Here is an 18,053-nt window from a genome sequence, read left to right as displayed (position 1 = left end):
CTGGTCCGTCCGCCCGGCTACTTCGCGGCGGGGTCGATCCACCACATCGTCAGCATCGCCGAGCCGGCGAGCAGGCGCTGCGGCAGTGGGGCCTCCGGCCGGCGCAGCTTGCGCTTGTGGGCAATGAAATACTGCTTGCCGTAGTACATCGGGATCACGTAGTTCTGGTGGAGCAAGTAACGGTCCAGCAAGCGCGCGCCAGCGGCAAGCGACTTGCGGTCGGGGGAGTTGACGATCACCTCCAGGATCTCATCGATCACCGGATCGCTGATGCCGCCAAGATTTTGGCTGCCCTTCTCGTTGGCCGACTTGGAGCCGAAGTCGTCGAAGAGCTCGTTGCCCGGGCTCGACGAGCCACCGGCGATGTTGATCGCCATGTCGAACTCGAGGTCGTCCTGCTTCTTCTTCAGCAGGCTCGGATCGCGAAGGCGGTAGTCGAGCGTGATCCCGAGCTTGGCGAGGTTGCGCGCGTAAGGCGCGAGCACCACGCCCGAGCTTCGATCCGCGATGTCGAAGTTGATGACGAAGGGCGTGCCGTCCTTGTCGCGCAGGGCGCCGTTCCTGTAGGTCCAGCCCGCCTCCCGCAGCAGTTCCTGCGCGCGCACGAGGTTGCGGCGCAGGCCCTCGGCCGTGTCTCCGCTTGCGGCCGGGCGCGGCAGCTCGCCCCTGGTGTTGTCGATGTAGCGCTTCCTGCTTTTCAGGTGATCCATGAGCGCCTGCTCTTCCGGAGTGACCTCGGGCTGCGCCATCAGGTCGTCGCTGTTCTGGAAGTAGCTCGTGGTGCGCGCCCGGCGCCCATAGAACAGATGCTGGTTGAGCCAGTCGAAGTCGAAGGCCAGCGCGAGTGCCTGACGCACGCGCATGTCCTGGAAGCGGGGCTGCCGCAGGTTGGGCACCAGGCCCTGCATGCCGGTGAAGCGGCGGTGCGAGATCTCTTCCTTGATCAGCTCGCCGGAGTCGAAGCGGCGACCCTTGTAGCGACGCACCCAGGCGATGATCGAGCCCTCCTCCATCGCATCGAGCGAGCCGGCCTTGAGCGACTCTTCCTCGCCGAGCTTGTCCTTGAAGTACTGGTAGGACACCGAGCCGAAATTGAACATGCCCTTGCGTACCGGCAGATCGGCGGCCCAGTAGTCCGTCCGCCGGCGGTACGAGATGTACTTGCCGAAATCGACCTTGTCCACCACGTAGGGCCCGCTGGCGATCGGCGGCTCGCTCACGATCTGGTCGAAGGGCTTGCCCTTGCCCCAGGCGCTGGAGAACACCGGCAACTGGCCGATGATCATGTGCAACTCGGAGTTCTGGCGCTTGAAATCGAAGCGGATCGTGCGCTCCCCGACCACCACGGCGTCCTTGATGTCCACCCAGTAGGAGCGGAAGGTCGGGCCGGCCTGCTTGCTCATCAGGGTGTCGAAGGAGTACTTCACGTCCTTCGCGAGCACCGGGGAACCGTCGGAGAACTTCGCTTTCGGGTTCAGGCGGAAGGTGACGCTCAGGCGGTCCGGCGCCAGCTGCACATCCTCGGCGAGCAGGCCGTAGTTGGAGAAGGGTTCATCCTCGCTGGGCGTCATCAGCGAGTCGAAGACCAGGCCGTACTCGGAAAACACGAAACCGTTGGAGCTGTAGCCCATGCCCACCGGCGGCACACCCCTGAGCGTGAACGGATTGAGCTTGTCGAAGCTCCCGCTGGACGACAGGACCAGGTCGCCGCCCTTGGGGGCGTCGGGGTTCACGTAGTCGAAATTCTTGAAGGACGCCGGGTACTTGGGCTCGTAGCCCATGCCCAGACCGTGTGCCGCCCACGAGGTGGGCGCCAAGAGAGCCATCGTCAGAAGCAGCCAACCTCGCATGCGAGAATTCTGCCCAAGATTTTCACAAGGCAACCCCATGGGCTTTCTTTCGGGCAAGAAACTGCTGATCACCGGTGTACTGAGCAATCGCTCCATTGCTTATGGCATTGCCAAGGCCTGTCACGACCAGGGCGCGGAGCTCGCCTTCAGCTACGTCGGCGAGCGATTCAAGGACCGTATCACCGAATATGCCGCAGACTTCGGCTCGAAGCTGATTTTCGACTGCGACGTGAGCGACGACGCCCAGATCGACAAGCTCTTCGCCGACCTCGCCCAAACCTGGCCCAAGTTCGACGGCTTCGTGCACAGCATCGGCTTCGCGCCGCGCGAATCCATCGCGGGGGACTTCCTCGACGGGCTCTCGCGCGAGGGTTTCAAGGTCGCGCACGACATCAGCGCCTACAGTTTCCCGGCCATGGCCAAGGCGGCCCTGCCCTACCTCAACGACAAGTCGGCCCTGCTCACGCTGACCTACCTGGGTGCCGAGCGCGCGCTGCCCAACTACAACACCATGGGCCTGGCCAAGGCTTCGCTCGAAGCCTCGGTGCGCTACACGGCCGCCTCGCTGGGCCCGAAGGGCATGCGCGTCAACGGCATCAGCGCGGGCCCGATCAAGACGCTGGCGGCCAGCGGCATCAAGGGCTTCGGCAAGATGCTGGCGGCCGTGGCCGACGCATCGCCGATCCGGCGCAACGTGACCATCGAGGAAGTGGGCAACGTCGCCGCCTTCCTGCTGAGCGACCTGGCCAGCGGCGTGACTGCCGAGATCACCTACGTGGACGGCGGCTTCAGCAACGTGGTCGGAGGCATGGCCGAGTAGCCCGCCCAACGCCCACCAAGACGGGCCGCGCAAGCGGCCTTGCTTTTTTTGCTCTCTATTTCATAGCATCGTGTTGAACCGCCGCTCCCTGCTGCTCGCCGCTTTCGGCCTGGCCATCGCGCCGGCCGCGCTCGCGCGCGAGCCCGCGCCGCCGCTGATGCTGGCCGAGACCTACCGCCGGGACATGTCGCTGGCGGACTACTGGGTCAGCGAGAAGTACGACGGCGTGCGCGCTTTCTGGGACGGCAGGCAGCTCTGGACGCGCGGCGGCGAGCGCATCGTCGCCCCGGCATGGTTCACCACTCCGCTGCCGAAGCAGCCGCTCGACGGCGAGCTCTGGGCCGGCCGGGGCCGGTTCGCGCACGCGGTGTCGACCGCACGCAACCAGACGCCCAACGACATCGCCTGGCACGAGATGCGCTACATGGTCTTCGACCTGCCTGCGCAGCCCGGCGACTTCACGACGCGGCTGGCTGCCTTGCGCAGGCTGCTGCCCATCACCGACGCGCCGTGGGTCGTGCCCGTGCCACAGGAGCGCGCCACCACGCACGAAGCCCTGCAGGCGCTGCTCGACAAGACGGTGAAGATGGGCGGCGAAGGCCTGATGCTCCACCGCGGGGCTTCGCTCTACAAGGGCGAACGTGGCAACGACCTGCTCAAGGTCAAGCCCTACGAGGACGCCGAAGCCCGAGTGATCGAGCACCTGCCCGGCAAGGGCAGGCACAGCACCCGGCTGGGCGCGCTGGTGGTCGAGACGCCCGAAGGCAAACGCTTCAGGCTCGGCACCGGCCTGACCGATGCCGAGCGAGAGAATCCGCCCACCATCGGCACCTGGGTGACCTACCGCTACAACGGCCTGACCGCCAAGGGCCTGCCCCGCTTCGCACGCTTCATGCGGGTGCGCGAAGGCTGATTACCCCTCTCGCCCCTTACCTGGATTCCTTGACGCAGTCCGCGTAGTAGCGCTTCTTGCCCGTCTCGTCGACGCGCGCCACGAGGCCATGGATGTCGGTCTCGAAGCCCGGGCACTGCGTGTTGAACTCGCGCGAGAACTTGAGGTAGTCGACGATCTTCTTGTTGAACACCTCGCCCGGGATCAGCAGCGGAATGCCCGGCGGATACGGCGTGATCAGGCTGGTGGTGATGCGGCCCTCGAGGTCGTCGATTTCCACGCGCTCGGTCTTGCGGTGGGCGATGTGGGCGAAGGCGTCGCTGGGCTTCATGGCCGGCGTCAGGTCGCTCAGGTACATCTCGGTCGTGAGGCGGGCCACGTCGTAGCGCGCGTACAGCTGGTGGATGTGCTGGCACAGGTCGCGCAGGCCCAGGCGTTCGTAACCGGGGTGCTGCTGGCAGAACTCCGGCATGATGCGCCACATCGGCTGGTTGCGCGCATAGTCGTCCTTGAACTGCTGCAGCGCAGTCAGCAGCGTGTTCCAGCGGCCCTTGGTGATGCCGATGGTGAACATGATGAAGAAGCTGTAGAGGCCGGTCTTCTCGACGATCACGCCGTGCTCGGCGAGGAACTTGGTCACGACGCTGGCCGGGATGCCGGTCTCGGCGAAGTTGCCTTCGAGGTCCAGGCCCGGCGTGACGATGGTCGACTTGATCGGGTCGAGCATGTTGAAGCCGTCGGCCAGCTCGCCGAAGCCGTGCCAGTTGCGCGACGAGTTCTTGCCCTTGCCGGTCTTCTGCTGGCCGTTCTTCTCGCCGTGCATGATCCAGTCTTCGGCACGGCCGATGCCCTCTTCGACCAGCTTCTCGGGGCCCCAGACCTTGAACCACCACTCGTCCTTGCCGAACTCCTCTTCCACCTTGCGCATGGCGCGGCGGAAGTCCAGCGCCTCGAGGATGCTCTCTTCCACCAGCGCGGTACCGCCGGGCGGCTCCATCATGGCGGCGGCCACGTCGCAGCTCGCGATGATCGCGTACTGCGGGCTGGTCGACGAGTGCATCAGGTAGGCCTCGTTGAAGAGGTCGCGGTCGAGCTGGCGGTTCTGCGAGTCCTGCACCAGCACATGGCTGGCCTGGCTGATGCCGGCCAGCAGCTTGTGGGTGGACTGCGTGGCGAACACCAGCGACTCCTTCGGACGCACCCGGCGCTTGCCCATCGCGTGGTAGGCGCCATAGAACGGGTGGAAGGCCGCGTGCGGCAGCCATGCCTCGTCGAAGTGCAGCGTGTCGACGTAGCCGTCGAGCATGTTCTTGATGGTCTCGGTGTTGTAGATGACGCCGTCGTAGGTCGACTGCGTGAGCGTCATCACACGCGGCTTGACCTTGTCGGCGTCCACGTCGGCCAAGAGCGGGTTGGCCTTGATCTTGGCCTTGATCGCGCTCTGCTCGAACTCGCTCTTGGGAATGGGGCCGATGATGCCGAAGTGGTTGCGCGTGGGCTTCATGAACACCGGAATCGCGCCGGTCATGATGATCGCGTGCAGGATCGACTTGTGGCAGTTGCGGTCGACCACCACCACGTCGCCCGGCGCCACCGTGTGGTGCCACACCATCTTGTTACTGGTGCTGGTGCCGTTGGTCACGAAGAAGCAGTGGTCGGCGTTGAAGATGCGCGCCGCGTTGCGCTCGCTGGCCGCCACAGGGCCCGTGTGGTCGAGCAGCTGGCCCAGCTCTTCCACGGCGTTGCAGACGTCGGCGCGCAGCATGTTCTCGCCGAAGAACTGGTGGAACATCTGGCCCACGGGGCTCTTCAGGAAAGCCACGCCGCCCGAGTGGCCCGGGCAGTGCCACGAGTAGGAGCCGTCTTCCGCGTAGTCGATCAGCGCCTTGAAGAACGGCGGCTGCACGCTCTCGAGGTAGCTCTTGGCCTCGCGGATGATGTGGCGCGCCACGAACTCGGGGGTGTCCTCGAACATGTGGATGAAGCCATGCAGCTCGCGCAGGATGTCGTTGGGCAGGTGCCGCGAGGTCTTGGTCTCGCCGTAGATGTAGATCGGCACGTCGGCGTTCTTGCGCCGCACTTCGCCGATGAAGGTGCGCAGGTTCAGCACGGCCGGGTCGAGGTCGGGGCCGATGGTGAACTCCTCGTCGTCGATCGACAGGATGAAGGCGCTGGCGCGGCTTTGCTGCTGGGCGAACTGGCTCAGGTCGCCGTAGCTGGTGACGCCCAGCACCTCGAAACCTTCCGTCTCGATGGCCTGCGCGAGAGCGCGGATGCCGAGGCCCGAAGTGTTTTCGGAGCGGAAGTCCTCGTCGATGATGACGATGGGAAAGCGGAATTTCATGAGCGGGGCTCCGGACGGTCAGGCTGGAAAGGACACACAGGGCAATGTAGCGAGGCGCGAAGTGTACGGAATTCGGATGACGGATCCGGTCAGCTTCGCGCAAGACATCCGGTGCCGTCGGACAAGACCGGTTTTTCCCTTTCCTGCCCAGTATCCCTACGTAGGACAAGCGCTTGGATCGGATGCCTCAGAATGGCGCGCATCGAACAAGCAAAAACGAGGAGTCGACATGGCAAATTCCACTGTCTGGTGGCTGATCGCGGGGGCGGCCGTCGTGCTCGAACTGCTCTCGGGCACCGTCTATCTCCTGCTGCTGGCGGCGGGCTTCGCGGCTGCGGCGATCTCCGCGCACCTGGGCTTCGGCACCGTCACTCAGCTGATCGTGGCGGCCGTCATCGGCGTGGGGGCCGTGCTGGTCTGGTACACGATCCAGCGCAGGCGCCCCCCTGCCCCGCCCACCGAAGCCAACCGCGACGTGAACCTCGACATCGGCGAGAGCGTGCAGGTCGATGCCTGGAACGCCGACGGCACGGCGACCGTGCGCTACCGGGGCGCTCAGTGGACGGTGGTCCAGCGTGCGGGGCGAACGCCGTCCACTGGCGAGCATCGCGTGGTCGAGGTGGTCGGCAGCCGGCTGGTGGTCGACAAGGTTTAGTCAGTCAGTCTGTCGTAGGTAGAACTCAGAAAAGGAAGCGCACCATGGAATTTTCGGTACCCCTCATCATCCTGGTCATCGCGATCATCTTCATCAGCCAGTCGGTCAAGTTCGTGCCGCAGCAGAACGCCTGGATCCGCGAGCGGCTGGGCAAGTACCACGGCACGATGACGCCCGGCCCCAACTTCCTGATCCCGTTCATCGACCGGGTGGCCTACAAGCACAGCCTGAAGGAAATCCCGCTCGACGTGCCGAGCCAGATCTGCATCACGCGCGACAACACGCAGTTGCAGGTGGACGGGATCCTGTACTTCCAGGTGACCGACCCGATGCGTGCCAGCTATGGCTCGTCGAACTACATCGTGGCCGTGACGCAGCTCGCCCAGACCTCGCTGCGCAGCGTGATCGGCAAGCTGGAACTCGACAAGACCTTCGAGGAACGCGACGTCATCAACGCCCAGGTGGTGGCGGCGATCGACGAGGCGGCGCTGAACTGGGGTGTGAAGGTGCTGCGCTACGAGATCAAGGACCTGACGCCACCGAAGGAAATCCTGCAGGCGATGCAGCGCCAGATCACCGCCGAGCGCGAGAAGCGCGCGCTGATCGCGGCTTCCGAAGGCCGCCGCCAGGAGCAGATCAACATCGCCACCGGCGAGCGCGAGGCCTTCATCGCCCGCTCCGAAGGCGAGAAGCAGGCGCAGATCAACAACGCCCAGGGTGAGGCCGCGGCCATCACGGCGGTGGCAACGGCGACGGCGGATGCCATCGAGCGGGTGGCGGCCGCCATCCGCCAGCCGGGCGGCGAGCAGGCCGTGCAGCTCAAGGTGGCCGAGCGCGCCGTCGACGCCTACGGCAAGGTCGCGGCCGACTCCAAGACCACGCTGATCGTGCCGAGCAACATGACCGAGACCGCCTCGCTCATCGCTTCGGCGATGCGGATGGTGCAGGCCGGCAAGTCTTCGGCGCAAGGTCAGGCGAATCAGGGCTGATCTGACTGCTACAATCGTGGGCTTCGGAGCGGTGGATGAGCGGTTTAAGTCGCACGCCTGGAAAGCGTGTGAGGGTTAATAGCCCTCCGCGGGTTCGAATCCCGCCTGCTCCGCCAGAGAAACAAGAAGCCCAGGTTGCCCAAAGCACCTGGGCTTTTTTTGTTTTTGCCATCCGGGTCGCGCCCTCGGCTTGAAAGGCAATGCGTTGCTTTGCAACAACCAGCCATGGCCTCCCGAGCCCCTCGTCTGGCAGTACGATCCAAAGGTTCTACTTCCAAGCCCCCTAAGGAACTCCGATGGCCGGAAAACCCAAAAACCCGCCGCGCGGCACCACAACGCTGGACCACACACTCGAGAAGAGCGAGCAGGTGGCCGCCGAAGTGCAGCGGGCATCGGACAACCTCGCCGTGGTGAACACGGTGCTCGAGCAGGAGCTGCCCGAGGAAGTGCAGGTCGGCGAGGTGGCGCAGGCCATCGAGCACACCAGCCAGCTGGAGGAAAAGCTGGCCCAGTCTGCCGAGAAGCTCGCCGAGGTGAATGCGGCCCTGAGCGAGGAAATCGAGAAACGGCTCGAGGTGACGGCCGAGCGCGACGAAAGCCAGGCGCTGGCCGAGAAGCTAAAGGCGAAGATCCGCGCCGAGGGTTCGGACTGACGGGGCGGCGCACCGCGTCCATATCCTTTCTCCTACGCGTGGGCAGCGTCAGGCACGCTACGCTATTCGTTCTCAAAGCGAAACCACGGCATGGCCCTCATCACGTTCCTCGTCGAGGACAACAAGACCATCAGGGACAACCTGGTCCCGGCACTCGAGGATTTGGTCAATGGCCGTGTGGTCGGCTTCGCCGAGACCGAGAGCGACGCCCTCGCCTGGCTCGCTGCGCATCCCGACGACTGGCAACTGCTCATCGTCGACCTGTTCCTGAAGGAAGGCTCTGGCCTCGGCGTGCTCGGCGGCTGCAAGGAGCGCAAGCCCAGCCAGCGGGTCGTGGTCCTCAGCAACTACGTGACGGCCGACATCCGGGCGCGCTGCACCGCCTTGGGCGCCGACGCGGTGTTCGACAAGTCGCGGGACCTCGACGCCTTCATCGAATACTGCAACGCCAACCGTCCGTCTGGCCTGGCGCCGCTCTGACGCCACTCTGATCCACAGCCCCCGCAAACGGAGCGGGAATGAAAAAGGGCCCGAAGGCCCTTTTCTCTTTTCGGCTGGAGCGAATCAGCGCACCACGGCGATCTGGGTACGCGCACCACCCTTGTAGGTGTACAGCGTCAGGGCGCCGTTCTTGATGTCGCCCTTCTCGTCGAAGGCGATCGGGCCGGTCACGCCCTTGTACTGGACCTTGCCGACCTCGGGCAGGTACTTGGCGGGGTCGGACGAACCGGCCTTCACCATGGCTTCTGCCAGCACGTTGACCGCGTCGTACACGTACGGTGCATAGATCTGCACGTCCACGCCGTTCTTGGTCTTGAACTTGGCCTTGAAGTCTTCCAGGGGCTGCTTGAAGTCGCCGTCGACGCCGCCGGCTTCAGCGCACACCACCATGTCTTCGCCGATGGCATCGCCAGCCAGCTTCGGCAGTTCGCCGGTGCACAGGCCGTCGCCGCCCATGAACTTGACGTTCAGGCCGAGTTGCTTGACCTGCTTGAGCATCGGGCCGCCCACGGCGTCCATGCCGCCGAAGAACAGGACGTCGGGCTTGGCGGCCTTCAGCTTGGTCAGGATGGCGTTGAAGTCGGTCGACTTGTCGGTGGTGAACTCGTGGCCCACGATGGTGGCGCCAGCTGCCTTGGCCGACTTCTCGAATTCTTCTGCGACGCCCTGGCCGTAGGCGGTGCGGTCGTCGATCACGGCGATGTTCTTGCCCTTGAGCGTTTCGACGGCGTACTTGCCCAGCGTGCCGCCGAGCTGCGTGTCGTCAGCCACGACGCGGAAGGTGGTCTTGAAGCCCTGGCGGGTGTACTTCGGGTTGGTTGCCGAAGGCGAGATCTGCGGAATGCCAGCGTCGCTGTACAGCTTGGAGGCGGGGATGGTGGTGCCGGAGTTCAGGTGACCGACAACGCCATTGACCTTTTCGTCCACGAGCTTCTGGGCGACGGCCGTGCCCTGCTTCGGGTCGCCAGCATCGTCTTCGGGAACCAGTTCGAACTTGGCGACCTTGTCACCGATCTTGATGCCCTTTGCATTCAGGTCTTCGATGGCCATCTTGGCGCCGAACTCGTTGTCCTTGCCGAGGTGGGCGATGGGACCGCTGGTAGGTGCCACGTGACCGATCTTGACGACCAGGGTGTCTCCGGCAGGTGCGGGTGCAGGCGCAGCAGCCGGGGCCGCGGCCGTTGGCGCGGGCGCTGCCGCAGGGGCAGCGGCTTCTTCCTTCTTGCCGCAAGCCACAAGCGTGATTGCAGCCAGTGCGACCGCAGTCCATTTCAATTGCATGGGAACCTCCAGAACTTGGATGAAAAGAATAAAAACACCGGTCGTGTGATCCGGGCGCGCAGACCTCGCAAGTTTCGCGCCGCAGACCAGCGGCACCCTCACGCCCTTCCGACCTGCGGCGCAGTTTAGCCCAGTATTCAGGCCCCGGAAGCTGGCGTAGACCCGGTGTTTTCGCTGAGTTCCGCGGCCATTGCCTCGATCACGAGCGCACGCAGAACAGCCTCGATTTCATTGCGCAGACGCGGCACCATCGCATCGAGTTGATGCTGAACGGCAGCTGACACGGTGTCGCTCAAACGCTCTTCCAGAGACAGGTCGACGCGCTGCAGGACGCGATGCAGCAACTGCTCTTCGAGGCTGACGATTTCCGCCTGCGATAGCTGTGCCGCAGGCGGCAATGCCATCGAGTTCGCGGGGTCGGGCTGGGGCACCGGCTCGGGCTGCGGCTCGGGACTCGCAGGCTCCGCGGGAATGTCGAGCACCGTCGTCAGTGTGGGAACGAACCGGGGCGGCGTGCGCAGCGTGCTGGCCATGTCAGGAACTCTTTGCGAAGTCGTGCGGCTGGATGGTGTAGCCACGATCGGCATAGTGGCGCCAGCGCGACCGGCCGACCTGCCGGTCGTTGGCCTCGTCGCTCACGATGTCGATCATGCGTTCGTAGCGCTCGAAGCCCGCGGGCACTTCGAGGCCCAGGTTCACCAGCATCTCGCGGTGCGGCAGCGAGGCCGCGTCGGCGCCTTGCGACGACAGCACCACGGCCGAGCGCGCGACCACGTGGGCCGGCGCATCGTCGCGGCAGTGCGCGACGAAGTCCACCGGCGACAGCTGCCAGAGCGCCGCATCGACCACATCGAGCGAGCGCGTATCGCCCACCACCACCACGCGCAGGCCGCGCGTGTTCACGGCCTTGCGAACCAGCCGGCAGGCGTAGTTCAGCTTGTCGCGCGCGTTGTAGTGAAAGCCGATCTCAGTCACTTCTCGGTCCGGGTCTTTCCAGCGGGAGCCGCGGCGGCCTTGCCGGCCTTCTTGCCGGACTTCGCCTTGGCACCGTCGGCCTTGCCCGCTGCGTCGGCGCTGCCCGCGCGGCCCATGAGGTAGGACACCAGCAGCCCCACCGGCCGGCCGGTCGAGCCCTTGGCCGCCCCGCTCTTCCAGGCCGTGCCGGCAATGTCCAGGTGCGCCCATGCGAAGTCGCTCGTGAAGCGCTGCAGGAACTTGGCGGCGGTGATGGCGCCGCCCGCACGGCCGGCGATGTTGGCCACGTCGGCGAAGTTGCTCTTCAGGCCCTCGGCGTACTCGTCGTCCAGCGGCATGCGCCAGCAGCGGTCCTGCGAAGCTTCGCCGGCGGCTTCGAGCGCGGCTGCCAGCGTGTCGTCGCTGGCGAACAGGCCGCTGCGCACGCCGCCCAGGGCGATCACGCAGGCGCCCGTCAGCGTGGCGATGTCGATCACGGCGGCGGGCTCGAAGCGCTTGGCGTAGGTCAGCGCGTCGCACAGGATGAGCCGGCCCTCGGCGTCGGTGTTGAGCACTTCGATGGTCTGGCCGCTCATGCTGGTCACCACGTCGCCCGGCTTCACGGCACGGCCGTCGTTCATGTTCTCGCACGAGGGAATGAGGCCGACCACGTTGATGGCGGGCTGGATGTCGCCCAGCGCGCGGAAGGTGCCGAGCACACTGGCCGCGCCGCACATGTCGAACTTCATCTCGTCCATTTCGGCCGCCGGCTTGAGCGAGACGCCCCCGGTGTCGAAGGTGATTCCCTTGCCGACCAGCACCACGGGTGCCTGGCTCCTGGGCGCGCCGTGGTAGCGCAGCACGATGAAGCGCAGCGGCTGCGCCGAGCCCTGCGCCACGGCAGCGAAGGAGCCCATGCCGAGCTTCTCGACTTCCTTCGGCCCCAGCACCTCGCACTTGATGTTCGGCAACTTCGCCAACTCCTTTGCTGCCTCGCCCAGCAGCGTGGGCGTGGCGTGGTTGGCGGGGCGGTTGCCCCATTCCTTGGCCAGTTCGATGCCCCGGACGGTGGCCCGGGCTTCATCGTAGGCGGCGGAGACCGCCCCGGCGTCGGCCACGCCGATGGTCAGCTGGCGGATGCTGCGGGGTTCGGCCTTCGACTTGGTGGTGGTGTAGACATAGCTGGCGTCGGCCGCCGCGGTGACGGCTGCGGCCACCGCCGCGCCATCGGCGGGCTGCACGAAGGCCAGGGTCACGCGCTTGGGAGCCTGCGCCTTGGCGGCACTGATTGCCGCCGCGACCCCGCTGCGCACCGAGGCGGGCTTGCCGTCACCGATGGCGGCGAGCACCACGCGGCCCGCGACCACGTCTTCAGGACGGTAGAGGCCGAGCAGCTTGCCGGCCTTGTCGGGCAGGTCGCCGGCCTTGCGGGCGCTGGCGGCGAGCACGGAAAGCGGGTCTTTGGAAGTGATGGGAGCGCTGCCGACGAGCACGATCAGGACATCGGATTTCTCGGCTGCGGCCTGGGCGACGGTGAGGGTCTTGAGTTGAAAGTCCATAATCCTTTTTTTCCTCGAACGATGTTATTCCATTCTTCCCTACGCAAGGAGCTGTCCCGCAGCTTCGGAGCGACCCTCGTGGTACTGGTCACCATCGTGATGACCATGATGCTCATCCGCACCCTCGGGCTCGCGTCCAAGGGCAGTGTGAATCCGCAGGAGGTGTTCCTGGTGATGGCCTACACGGTGCTCGGCTACATGCCGACCATCCTGAGCCTGAGCCTGTTCATCGCCATCGTCGGCACCCTGTCGCGCATGTACCGCGACAGCGAAATGGTCATCTGGCTCTCCAGCGGACAGGGCATGGCCGACTTCGTCAAGCCGCTGTTCCGCTTCGCCTGGCCGGTGCTGATCCTGATCGCCGTGATGGCGCTGGTGGGCTGGCCCTGGGCCAATTCGCAGACCATCGGCATGCGCAAGCAGTACGAGCAGCGCAGCGACATCGAGCGCGTGGCGCCGGGTGAATTCCGCGAATCCGCCGGCCGGGTGCGCGTGTTCTTCATCGACAAGGAGACGCCCGACAACTCCAGGGCCACCAACGTCTTCATCTGGTCGATCGAGCGCAACATGCAGATCACGACCTCGGCGCGCAGCGGCAGCATCGAGAACATCGGCGATTCGCGCTACCTGCTGCTCAACAACGGCCAGCGGCTCGAGCAGCCGATGACCGCCACCGGCCTGAAGATCAGCGAATTCAAGACATACGGCACGCGCGCCGGCGGAAGCTCCGGCCTCACGGGAGACGCGACGCCTCCGCGCGCGCGCACCACGCTGTCGCTGCTGACCGACGCAAGCGATGCGAGCCGCGGCGAGCTGGCCTGGCGCATCGGCATGCTCCTGGCGGCCATCAACTTCGTGCTGCTGGCGCTGAACGTCTCCAGCGGCAATCCACGCGTGGGCCGCAGCGGCAACCTCCTGCTCGCCCTCTTCGCCTTCGTCGTCTACTACAACATGCTCAACCTCGGCCAGAGCTGGATCAGCTCGGGCAAGTTCGGCATGGGTGGCTTCATGCTGCTGCTGCACGGCGGCGTGCTTCTGATCAACCTGGCATGGCTCGGCGCCCGCCAGAACAACTGGGGACGCCGGATCAGGAGGAGCCCGTCCGCCACCCCGGCCATGCCGCCTTCCGCTCCCAGGATCGAACCCACGTGAAAACGATAAGACGCCTGATCTACGTCGAGGTGCTGAAGGCCGTCGCGTTCGTGACGCTCGGCTTCCTGAGCCTCTTCTTCTTCTTCGACTTCGTCGACGAACTCCAGTCCATCGGCAAGCCGGACAGCCTGAACTACGGACCCGCGCAGGCGCTCGTCTACGTGGCCCTGCTGGTCCCGAGCCATCTCTACGAGCTGCTGCCGATCACGGTGCTGATCGGCTCGATCTTCGTGATGGCGCGGCTGGCGCAGAGCTCCGAATACACCATCCTGCGCACCAGCGGGCTGGGTCCCTGGCGCGCGCTGCGCACGCTGCTGCTCATGGGCATCGGCTTCGTGGTGCTGACTTTCGCCATCGGCGACTACGTCGCGCCGCTGTCCGAGCGCACCGGCCAGCTGCTGAAGGCCAAGTACCAGGGCACCTACTCGCTGGCCGGCAACACCGGCGCCTGGCTCAAGGAGAAGCGCGACAACGTCTCCTACGCGGTGAACGTGCTGGCCATCGACCGCAAGGGCGCGCTGAAGAGTCCGCGCATCTTCGAGTTTGACGAGAACGGCTACATCAAGACACAGATCACCGCGGCCTCGGCCGCCATCGGCAACGACGGCCACTGGATGCTCACCGGCGTGGAAGAGCAGAAATACGACACGCGCAGCTCGGCCGAGCAGGCGCACATCGTCACCACCAAGATCCCGCAGCTGAACTGGCCGACCTCGCTGACCGGCGAGATGGTGTCGGTGGCGCTGCTGCGGCCCGACCGGATGAGCACGATCGACCTGTTCGACTACATCCGCCATCTCGACGCCAACGGCCAGACCGCGCAGCGCTACGAGATCGAGTTCTGGCGCAAGGTGTTCTATCCGCTGTCGTGCCTGGTGATGGTGGTGCTCGCCCTGCCCTTCGCCTACCTGCACTTCCGCCAGTCGGGCATCACGACCTACGTGTTCGGCGGCGTGATGATCGGCATCAGCTTCTTCCTGCTGAACAACGTGTTCGGCTACCTGGGCAACCTCAGCAACTGGTCGCCATGGCTCACTGCGGCGGCGCCGGGGCTGATCTACTCGGTGATGTCGCTCACGGCCTTCAGCTGGCTGGTGCTGCGACGATGACCGCAGCCCAGGACATCCGGGGCATCGTCCTGCTGGCGCATGGCTCGCGCGACGAGCGCTGGCGCCAGCCCATCGAGGCCGTCGCCCAGCGGGTGCGCGCCGACGATCCCGACGCCCGCGTGGCCTGCGCCTACATGGAGCTGGCCACGCCTGACCTGCCCACCGCAGTCGAGACGCTGATCGCCGGCGGCGCCACCGCCATCCGGGTGGTTCCGCTCTTCCTCGGCATGGGCAAGCACGCGCGCGAAGACCTGCCGCTGCAGGTCGAGGCGCTGCGCCAGCGCTGGCCCGTCGTCGGCTTCTCTCTGGCCCGCATTGTGGGCGAGGAGCCAGAACTGGTCGATCTCCTGGCCCGGATTGCGGTCAAATCATGAACATTCGGCAATTTCGATAGATTCCGAAGGCATAATGAATTCCGCAATAAGACGGAATTTGATATGAATCTGCATCAGTTCAAGTTTGTTCAGGAAGCCGTGCGGCGCAACCTGAACCTCACCGAGGCGGCCAAGGCACTGCACACCTCGCAGCCCGGGGTCTCCAAGGCCATCATCGAACTCGAGGAAGAACTTGGCGTCGAGATCTTCGCGCGCCACGGCAAGCGGCTGAAGCGCGTCACCGAACCCGGCCAGCACGTCATCGCCAGCATCGAACTGATCATGCGCGAGGTGGGCAACCTCAAGCGCATCGGCGAGCAGTTCAGCGCACAGGACAGCGGCACGCTTTCCATCGCCACCACCCACACCCAGGCGCGCTACGTGCTGCCGGTGCCCGTGGCCAACCTGCGCGAGGCCTACCCCAAGGTCAACGTCAGCCTGCACCAGGGCTCGCCCGACCAGGTAGCGCGCATGGTGATCGACGAAATCGCCGAGATCGGCATCGCCACCGAGTCGCTCGACGGCTACGCCGAGCTGGTGACCCTGCCCTGCTACGAATGGCAGCACGTGCTGGTGCTGCCCAAGGACCACCCGCTGGCCTCCAAGGAGCGCGTCTCGCTCGAAGACCTGGCGAGCGAGCCGATCATCACCTACCACCCCTCGTTCACCGGCCGCACCCGCATCGACCACGCCTTCGCGCAGAAGAAGCTCACCCCGCGCATCGCACTCGAGGCCATCGACTCCGACGTGATCAAGACCTACGTGCGCCTGGGACTGGGCGTGGGCATCGTGGCCGAGATGGCGGTGCGCGACGAGTCGAACGCCGACCTCGTGGTGCGCCCCATGGGCCATGTGTTCGGCCAGAACATTGCGCGGGTCGCGTTCAAGCGCAGCGCGTACCTGCGCAACTTCGTGTTCAAGTTCGCCGAGCTTCTCTCGGACCGCCTCGACCGCAACCTGATCGCCAAGGCCCTCAGCGGCCATCAACAAGACTACGAACTATGAGCACAGCTTCGTCCCCACGCACGCCCGACATCGTCACCAAGCTGCCGGCCGTCGGCACAACCATCTTCACCGTGATGTCGGCGCTGGCCGCGGAGAAGAACGCGGTCAACCTGGGCCAGGGCTTCCCGGACTTCCACTGCGATCCGAAGCTGCTCGAAGACGTGACGGCCGCCATGGCCGCGGGCCACAACCAGTACCCGCCGATGCCCGGCATCCCGGCGCTGCGCGATGCCATCGCCGCCAAGATCTCGGCGCAGTACGGCCACAGCTACAGCGCGGCGACCGAGATCACCGTCACCGCCGGCGCCACGCAGGCCATCATCACGGCCATCCTCGCCGTGGTGCGCCCGGGCGACGAGGTGATCGTGCTGGAGCCCTGCTACGACAGCTACGTGCCCAACATCGAGCTCGCCGGCGGCAGCGTGGTGCGCGTGACGCTGGTGCCCGGCACCTTCCGCCCCGACTTCGACAGGATCGCCGCCGCGCTCACGCCGCGCACGCGGGCCATCATCATCAACACGCCGCACAACCCGAGCGCCACGGTCTGGACCGAAGCCGAGATGCGCAAGCTGGAGGAACTGCTCGCGCCCACCGACGTGTTCGTGATCAGCGACGAGGTCTACGAGCACATGGTGTTCGACAGTGCCCGCCACGAGAGCGTGGCGCGCTTTCCGGGGCTGGCCGCGCGCAGCTTCATCGTCAGCAGCTTCGGCAAGACCTATCACGTCACGGGCTGGAAGGTCGGCTACGTGGCCGCGCCCGCCCCGCTCATGGCCGAGTTCCGCAAGGTGCACCAGTTCAACGTGTTCACCGTGAACACGCCGATGCAGCACGCGCTCGCGCAGTACATGGCCGAGCCGAAGCCGTATCTCGAACTGCCGGCCTTCTACCAGCGCAAGCGCGACCTGTTCGCCGCCGGACTGGCCGAGAAGACCCGCTTCAAGCTGCTGCGCAGCGAAGGCAGCTACTTCCAATGCGTCGACATCTCGGCGGTGAGCGACTTGTCGGAAGCCGAGTTCTGCCTGTGGCTCACGCGCGAGATCGGCGTGGCCGCCATTCCGCTGTCGGCCTTCTACGGCAATGGTTTCGACCAGCGCGTGGTGCGCTTCTGCTTCGCCAAGAAGGACGAAACGCTGCTCGCGGCGCTGGAGCGCCTCGCGCGCCTCTGACGCGGCGGCGTTGCCCGGACGACGCTGCCCGATGAAGAACAACCCGGTTGCGATCCTGAGGCTCGTTTTCGGTGCGGTCGGCCTCGTGCTGTGCGCCGTCGCCTGGCTGCTGCACCACAACACGGCAACCTTCATCGCCTCGGCCAGCCGCACGCAGGGCGAGGTGATGCGGCTGCTCCACGTCGAAAGCTCGAAGCGCAACGAGTCGGGCACCTGGAAGCCGCTGGTGCGCTTCAAGGCACCGTCGGGCGAGATCATCGAGTTCGCGCCGTCGAGCAGCAGCAGCCCGCCGGCCTACGAGGTCGGCGAAACGGTCGACGTCTTCTTCGACCCGAACGACCCGCAGGACGCCATGCTCGACGGCTTCTTTTCGCTGTGGGGTGGCGCGGCCATCACGGGCGGCCTGGGCCTTGTTTTCCTGCTGGTGGCGGCGGGGCTTCTGTTCATGCCTGCGAGCACGCCGGCAAAGCGCCGACGCCCACGGTAGGACGTTGCCTGACCACCGGAGGGGCTACCCTCCGGCCCTCCGCGCGATTCGATGGGGCCAGCATGAAGACTCATCGCAACAACGCCCTGGAGAGAAAACATGTCGCTCTCATTCATTCTGCTGATCATCCTGATCCTGCTGCTGATCGGCGCCCTGCCAAGCTGGGGCTACAGCCGCTCCTGGGGCTACGGACCCAGCGGCGGCCTTGGCCTCGTCGTGCTGATCGTGGTGATCCTCGTGCTCATGGGACGCATATAGC

Annotated in this window: 19 protein-coding genes and 1 tRNA gene; 14 read left to right on the top strand and 6 right to left on the bottom strand. The window is 65.6% G+C overall.

Features of this window, described 5'->3' with window-relative positions; genetic code table 11:
• Positions 1 to 17 precede the first annotated feature (17 nt).
• The gene (locus tag ABL844_RS15525) at positions 18 to 1,826 is read right to left on the bottom strand and encodes an extracellular solute-binding protein (RefSeq protein ID WP_418131818.1); all 1,809 of its coding nucleotides are present in this window, start codon (positions 1,824 to 1,826) and stop codon (positions 18 to 20) included.
• 61 nt (positions 1,827 to 1,887) lie between these two features.
• Between ABL844_RS15525 and fabI the strand changes: the two genes are divergently transcribed.
• Positions 1,888 to 2,670, top strand: a complete 783-nt coding sequence (gene fabI / locus ABL844_RS15520) for an enoyl-ACP reductase FabI (RefSeq protein WP_126019517.1) — start codon at positions 1,888 to 1,890, stop codon at positions 2,668 to 2,670.
• 70 nt (positions 2,671 to 2,740) lie between these two features.
• Entirely contained in the window at positions 2,741 to 3,583 is an 843-nt protein-coding gene (locus tag ABL844_RS15515) for a DNA ligase (RefSeq protein ID WP_418131817.1), read from the top strand.
• A gap of 16 nt (positions 3,584 to 3,599) precedes the next feature.
• On the opposite strand, the gene ABL844_RS15510 is transcribed toward ABL844_RS15515, so the two are convergent.
• A complete protein-coding gene (locus ABL844_RS15510; protein WP_126019512.1) occupies positions 3,600 to 5,906 on the bottom strand; it encodes an arginine/lysine/ornithine decarboxylase in 2,307 nt (768 codons plus the stop codon).
• A 229-nt stretch (positions 5,907 to 6,135) separates the two neighbouring features.
• Here ABL844_RS15510 and ABL844_RS15505 point away from each other — a divergent pair, with 229 nt between their 5' ends.
• From ABL844_RS15505 to ABL844_RS15485, 5 genes are all read left to right on the top strand, one after another.
• Complete coding sequence (locus ABL844_RS15505) at positions 6,136 to 6,561, top strand: NfeD family protein (RefSeq protein WP_184638126.1); 426 nt, start codon at positions 6,136 to 6,138, stop codon at positions 6,559 to 6,561.
• Positions 6,562 to 6,605: 44 nt separating this feature from the next.
• Positions 6,606 to 7,550, top strand: a complete 945-nt coding sequence (locus tag ABL844_RS15500; RefSeq protein WP_126019508.1) for an SPFH domain-containing protein — start codon at positions 6,606 to 6,608, stop codon at positions 7,548 to 7,550.
• Positions 7,551 to 7,575: 25 nt separating this feature from the next.
• Positions 7,576 to 7,666, top strand: a tRNA-Ser gene (locus ABL844_RS15495).
• 180 nt (positions 7,667 to 7,846) lie between these two features.
• The gene (locus tag ABL844_RS15490; protein WP_126019505.1) at positions 7,847 to 8,203 is read left to right on the top strand and encodes a hypothetical protein; all 357 of its coding nucleotides are present in this window, start codon (positions 7,847 to 7,849) and stop codon (positions 8,201 to 8,203) included.
• Between the two features lie 90 nt (positions 8,204 to 8,293).
• A complete protein-coding gene (locus ABL844_RS15485) occupies positions 8,294 to 8,683 on the top strand; it encodes a response regulator (protein ID WP_126019503.1) in 390 nt (129 codons plus the stop codon).
• 84 nt (positions 8,684 to 8,767) lie between these two features.
• Here the strand turns inward: ABL844_RS15485 and ABL844_RS15480 are convergent, their stop codons facing one another.
• The 4 genes from ABL844_RS15480 to ABL844_RS15465 form a co-directional block, all read right to left on the bottom strand.
• Positions 8,768 to 9,985, bottom strand: a complete 1,218-nt coding sequence (locus ABL844_RS15480; RefSeq protein WP_126019500.1) for a branched-chain amino acid ABC transporter substrate-binding protein — start codon at positions 9,983 to 9,985, stop codon at positions 8,768 to 8,770.
• Between the two features lie 137 nt (positions 9,986 to 10,122).
• The gene (locus ABL844_RS15475; protein WP_126019498.1) at positions 10,123 to 10,518 is read right to left on the bottom strand and encodes a hypothetical protein; all 396 of its coding nucleotides are present in this window, start codon (positions 10,516 to 10,518) and stop codon (positions 10,123 to 10,125) included.
• A gap of 1 nt (position 10,519) precedes the next feature.
• Positions 10,520 to 10,960, bottom strand: a complete 441-nt coding sequence (locus tag ABL844_RS15470; protein WP_418131816.1) for a DNA polymerase III subunit chi — start codon at positions 10,958 to 10,960, stop codon at positions 10,520 to 10,522.
• On the bottom strand, positions 10,957 to 12,498 hold the full coding sequence (locus tag ABL844_RS15465; protein ID WP_418131815.1) for a leucyl aminopeptidase: 1,542 nt from the start codon (positions 12,496 to 12,498) through the stop codon (positions 10,957 to 10,959). The genes ABL844_RS15470 and ABL844_RS15465 overlap by 4 nt, the downstream gene beginning before the upstream one ends.
• A gap of 21 nt (positions 12,499 to 12,519) precedes the next feature.
• Here ABL844_RS15465 and lptF point away from each other — a divergent pair, with 21 nt between their 5' ends.
• The 7 genes from lptF (at position 12,520) to ABL844_RS15430 (ending at position 18,052) form a co-directional block, all read left to right on the top strand.
• On the top strand, positions 12,520 to 13,650 hold the full coding sequence (gene lptF / locus ABL844_RS15460) for an LPS export ABC transporter permease LptF (RefSeq protein WP_369658223.1): 1,131 nt from the start codon (positions 12,520 to 12,522) through the stop codon (positions 13,648 to 13,650).
• On the top strand, positions 13,647 to 14,759 hold the full coding sequence (gene lptG, locus ABL844_RS15455; protein ID WP_126019490.1) for an LPS export ABC transporter permease LptG: 1,113 nt from the start codon (positions 13,647 to 13,649) through the stop codon (positions 14,757 to 14,759). The genes lptF and lptG overlap by 4 nt, the downstream gene beginning before the upstream one ends.
• Positions 14,756 to 15,133, top strand: coding sequence for a sirohydrochlorin chelatase (locus ABL844_RS15450; RefSeq protein WP_418131814.1), 378 nt, complete (start codon positions 14,756 to 14,758; stop codon positions 15,131 to 15,133). The genes lptG and ABL844_RS15450 overlap by 4 nt, the downstream gene beginning before the upstream one ends.
• A 63-nt stretch (positions 15,134 to 15,196) precedes the next feature.
• Positions 15,197 to 16,138: a CysB family HTH-type transcriptional regulator gene (locus ABL844_RS15445; protein ID WP_125950822.1), complete on the top strand. Its 942-nt coding sequence runs from the start codon at positions 15,197 to 15,199 to the stop codon at positions 16,136 to 16,138.
• Positions 16,135 to 17,307, top strand: a complete 1,173-nt coding sequence (locus ABL844_RS15440) for a pyridoxal phosphate-dependent aminotransferase (protein WP_418131812.1) — start codon at positions 16,135 to 16,137, stop codon at positions 17,305 to 17,307. The genes ABL844_RS15445 and ABL844_RS15440 overlap by 4 nt, the downstream gene beginning before the upstream one ends.
• 31 nt (positions 17,308 to 17,338) lie before the next feature.
• Entirely contained in the window at positions 17,339 to 17,794 is a 456-nt protein-coding gene (locus ABL844_RS15435; RefSeq protein WP_126019484.1) for a DUF3592 domain-containing protein, read from the top strand.
• 99 nt (positions 17,795 to 17,893) lie between these two features.
• Entirely contained in the window at positions 17,894 to 18,052 is a 159-nt protein-coding gene (locus ABL844_RS15430) for a DUF3309 family protein (protein ID WP_126019481.1), read from the top strand.
• Position 18,053 lies beyond the last annotated feature (1 nt).

Origin of the sequence: Variovorax sp. 278MFTsu5.1 (genome assembly GCF_048305045.1) — a bacterium.
In the GTDB taxonomy this organism is placed as follows: domain Bacteria; phylum Pseudomonadota; class Gammaproteobacteria; order Burkholderiales; family Burkholderiaceae_C; genus Variovorax; species Variovorax guangxiensis.
Note: the sequence above shows the minus strand (reverse complement) of the source record. Positions and strands in the feature narration are given on the sequence as shown.

Coding starts and splice junctions, on each gene's coding strand:
- ABL844_RS15525 (WP_418131818.1), bottom strand. CDS start 1,826: ATGGCTCTCTTGGCGCCCACCTCGTGGGCGGCACACGGTCTGGGCATG.
- ABL844_RS15430 (WP_126019481.1), top strand. CDS start 17,894: ATGTCGCTCTCATTCATTCTGCTGATCATCCTGATCCTGCTGCTGATC.
- ABL844_RS15510 (WP_126019512.1), bottom strand. CDS start 5,906: ATGAAATTCCGCTTTCCCATCGTCATCATCGACGAGGACTTCCGCTCC.
- ABL844_RS15445 (WP_125950822.1), top strand. CDS start 15,197: ATGAATCTGCATCAGTTCAAGTTTGTTCAGGAAGCCGTGCGGCGCAAC.
- ABL844_RS15505 (WP_184638126.1), top strand. CDS start 6,136: ATGGCAAATTCCACTGTCTGGTGGCTGATCGCGGGGGCGGCCGTCGTG.
- ABL844_RS15490 (WP_126019505.1), top strand. CDS start 7,847: ATGGCCGGAAAACCCAAAAACCCGCCGCGCGGCACCACAACGCTGGAC.
- ABL844_RS15450 (WP_418131814.1), top strand. CDS start 14,756: ATGACCGCAGCCCAGGACATCCGGGGCATCGTCCTGCTGGCGCATGGC.
- ABL844_RS15485 (WP_126019503.1), top strand. CDS start 8,294: ATGGCCCTCATCACGTTCCTCGTCGAGGACAACAAGACCATCAGGGAC.
- fabI (WP_126019517.1), top strand. CDS start 1,888: ATGGGCTTTCTTTCGGGCAAGAAACTGCTGATCACCGGTGTACTGAGC.
- ABL844_RS15500 (WP_126019508.1), top strand. CDS start 6,606: ATGGAATTTTCGGTACCCCTCATCATCCTGGTCATCGCGATCATCTTC.
- ABL844_RS15475 (WP_126019498.1), bottom strand. CDS start 10,518: ATGGCCAGCACGCTGCGCACGCCGCCCCGGTTCGTTCCCACACTGACG.
- ABL844_RS15480 (WP_126019500.1), bottom strand. CDS start 9,985: ATGCAATTGAAATGGACTGCGGTCGCACTGGCTGCAATCACGCTTGTG.
- ABL844_RS15465 (WP_418131815.1), bottom strand. CDS start 12,498: ATGGACTTTCAACTCAAGACCCTCACCGTCGCCCAGGCCGCAGCCGAG.
- ABL844_RS15435 (WP_126019484.1), top strand. CDS start 17,339: ATGAAGAACAACCCGGTTGCGATCCTGAGGCTCGTTTTCGGTGCGGTC.
- lptF (WP_369658223.1), top strand. CDS start 12,520: ATGTTATTCCATTCTTCCCTACGCAAGGAGCTGTCCCGCAGCTTCGGA.
- ABL844_RS15440 (WP_418131812.1), top strand. CDS start 16,135: ATGAGCACAGCTTCGTCCCCACGCACGCCCGACATCGTCACCAAGCTG.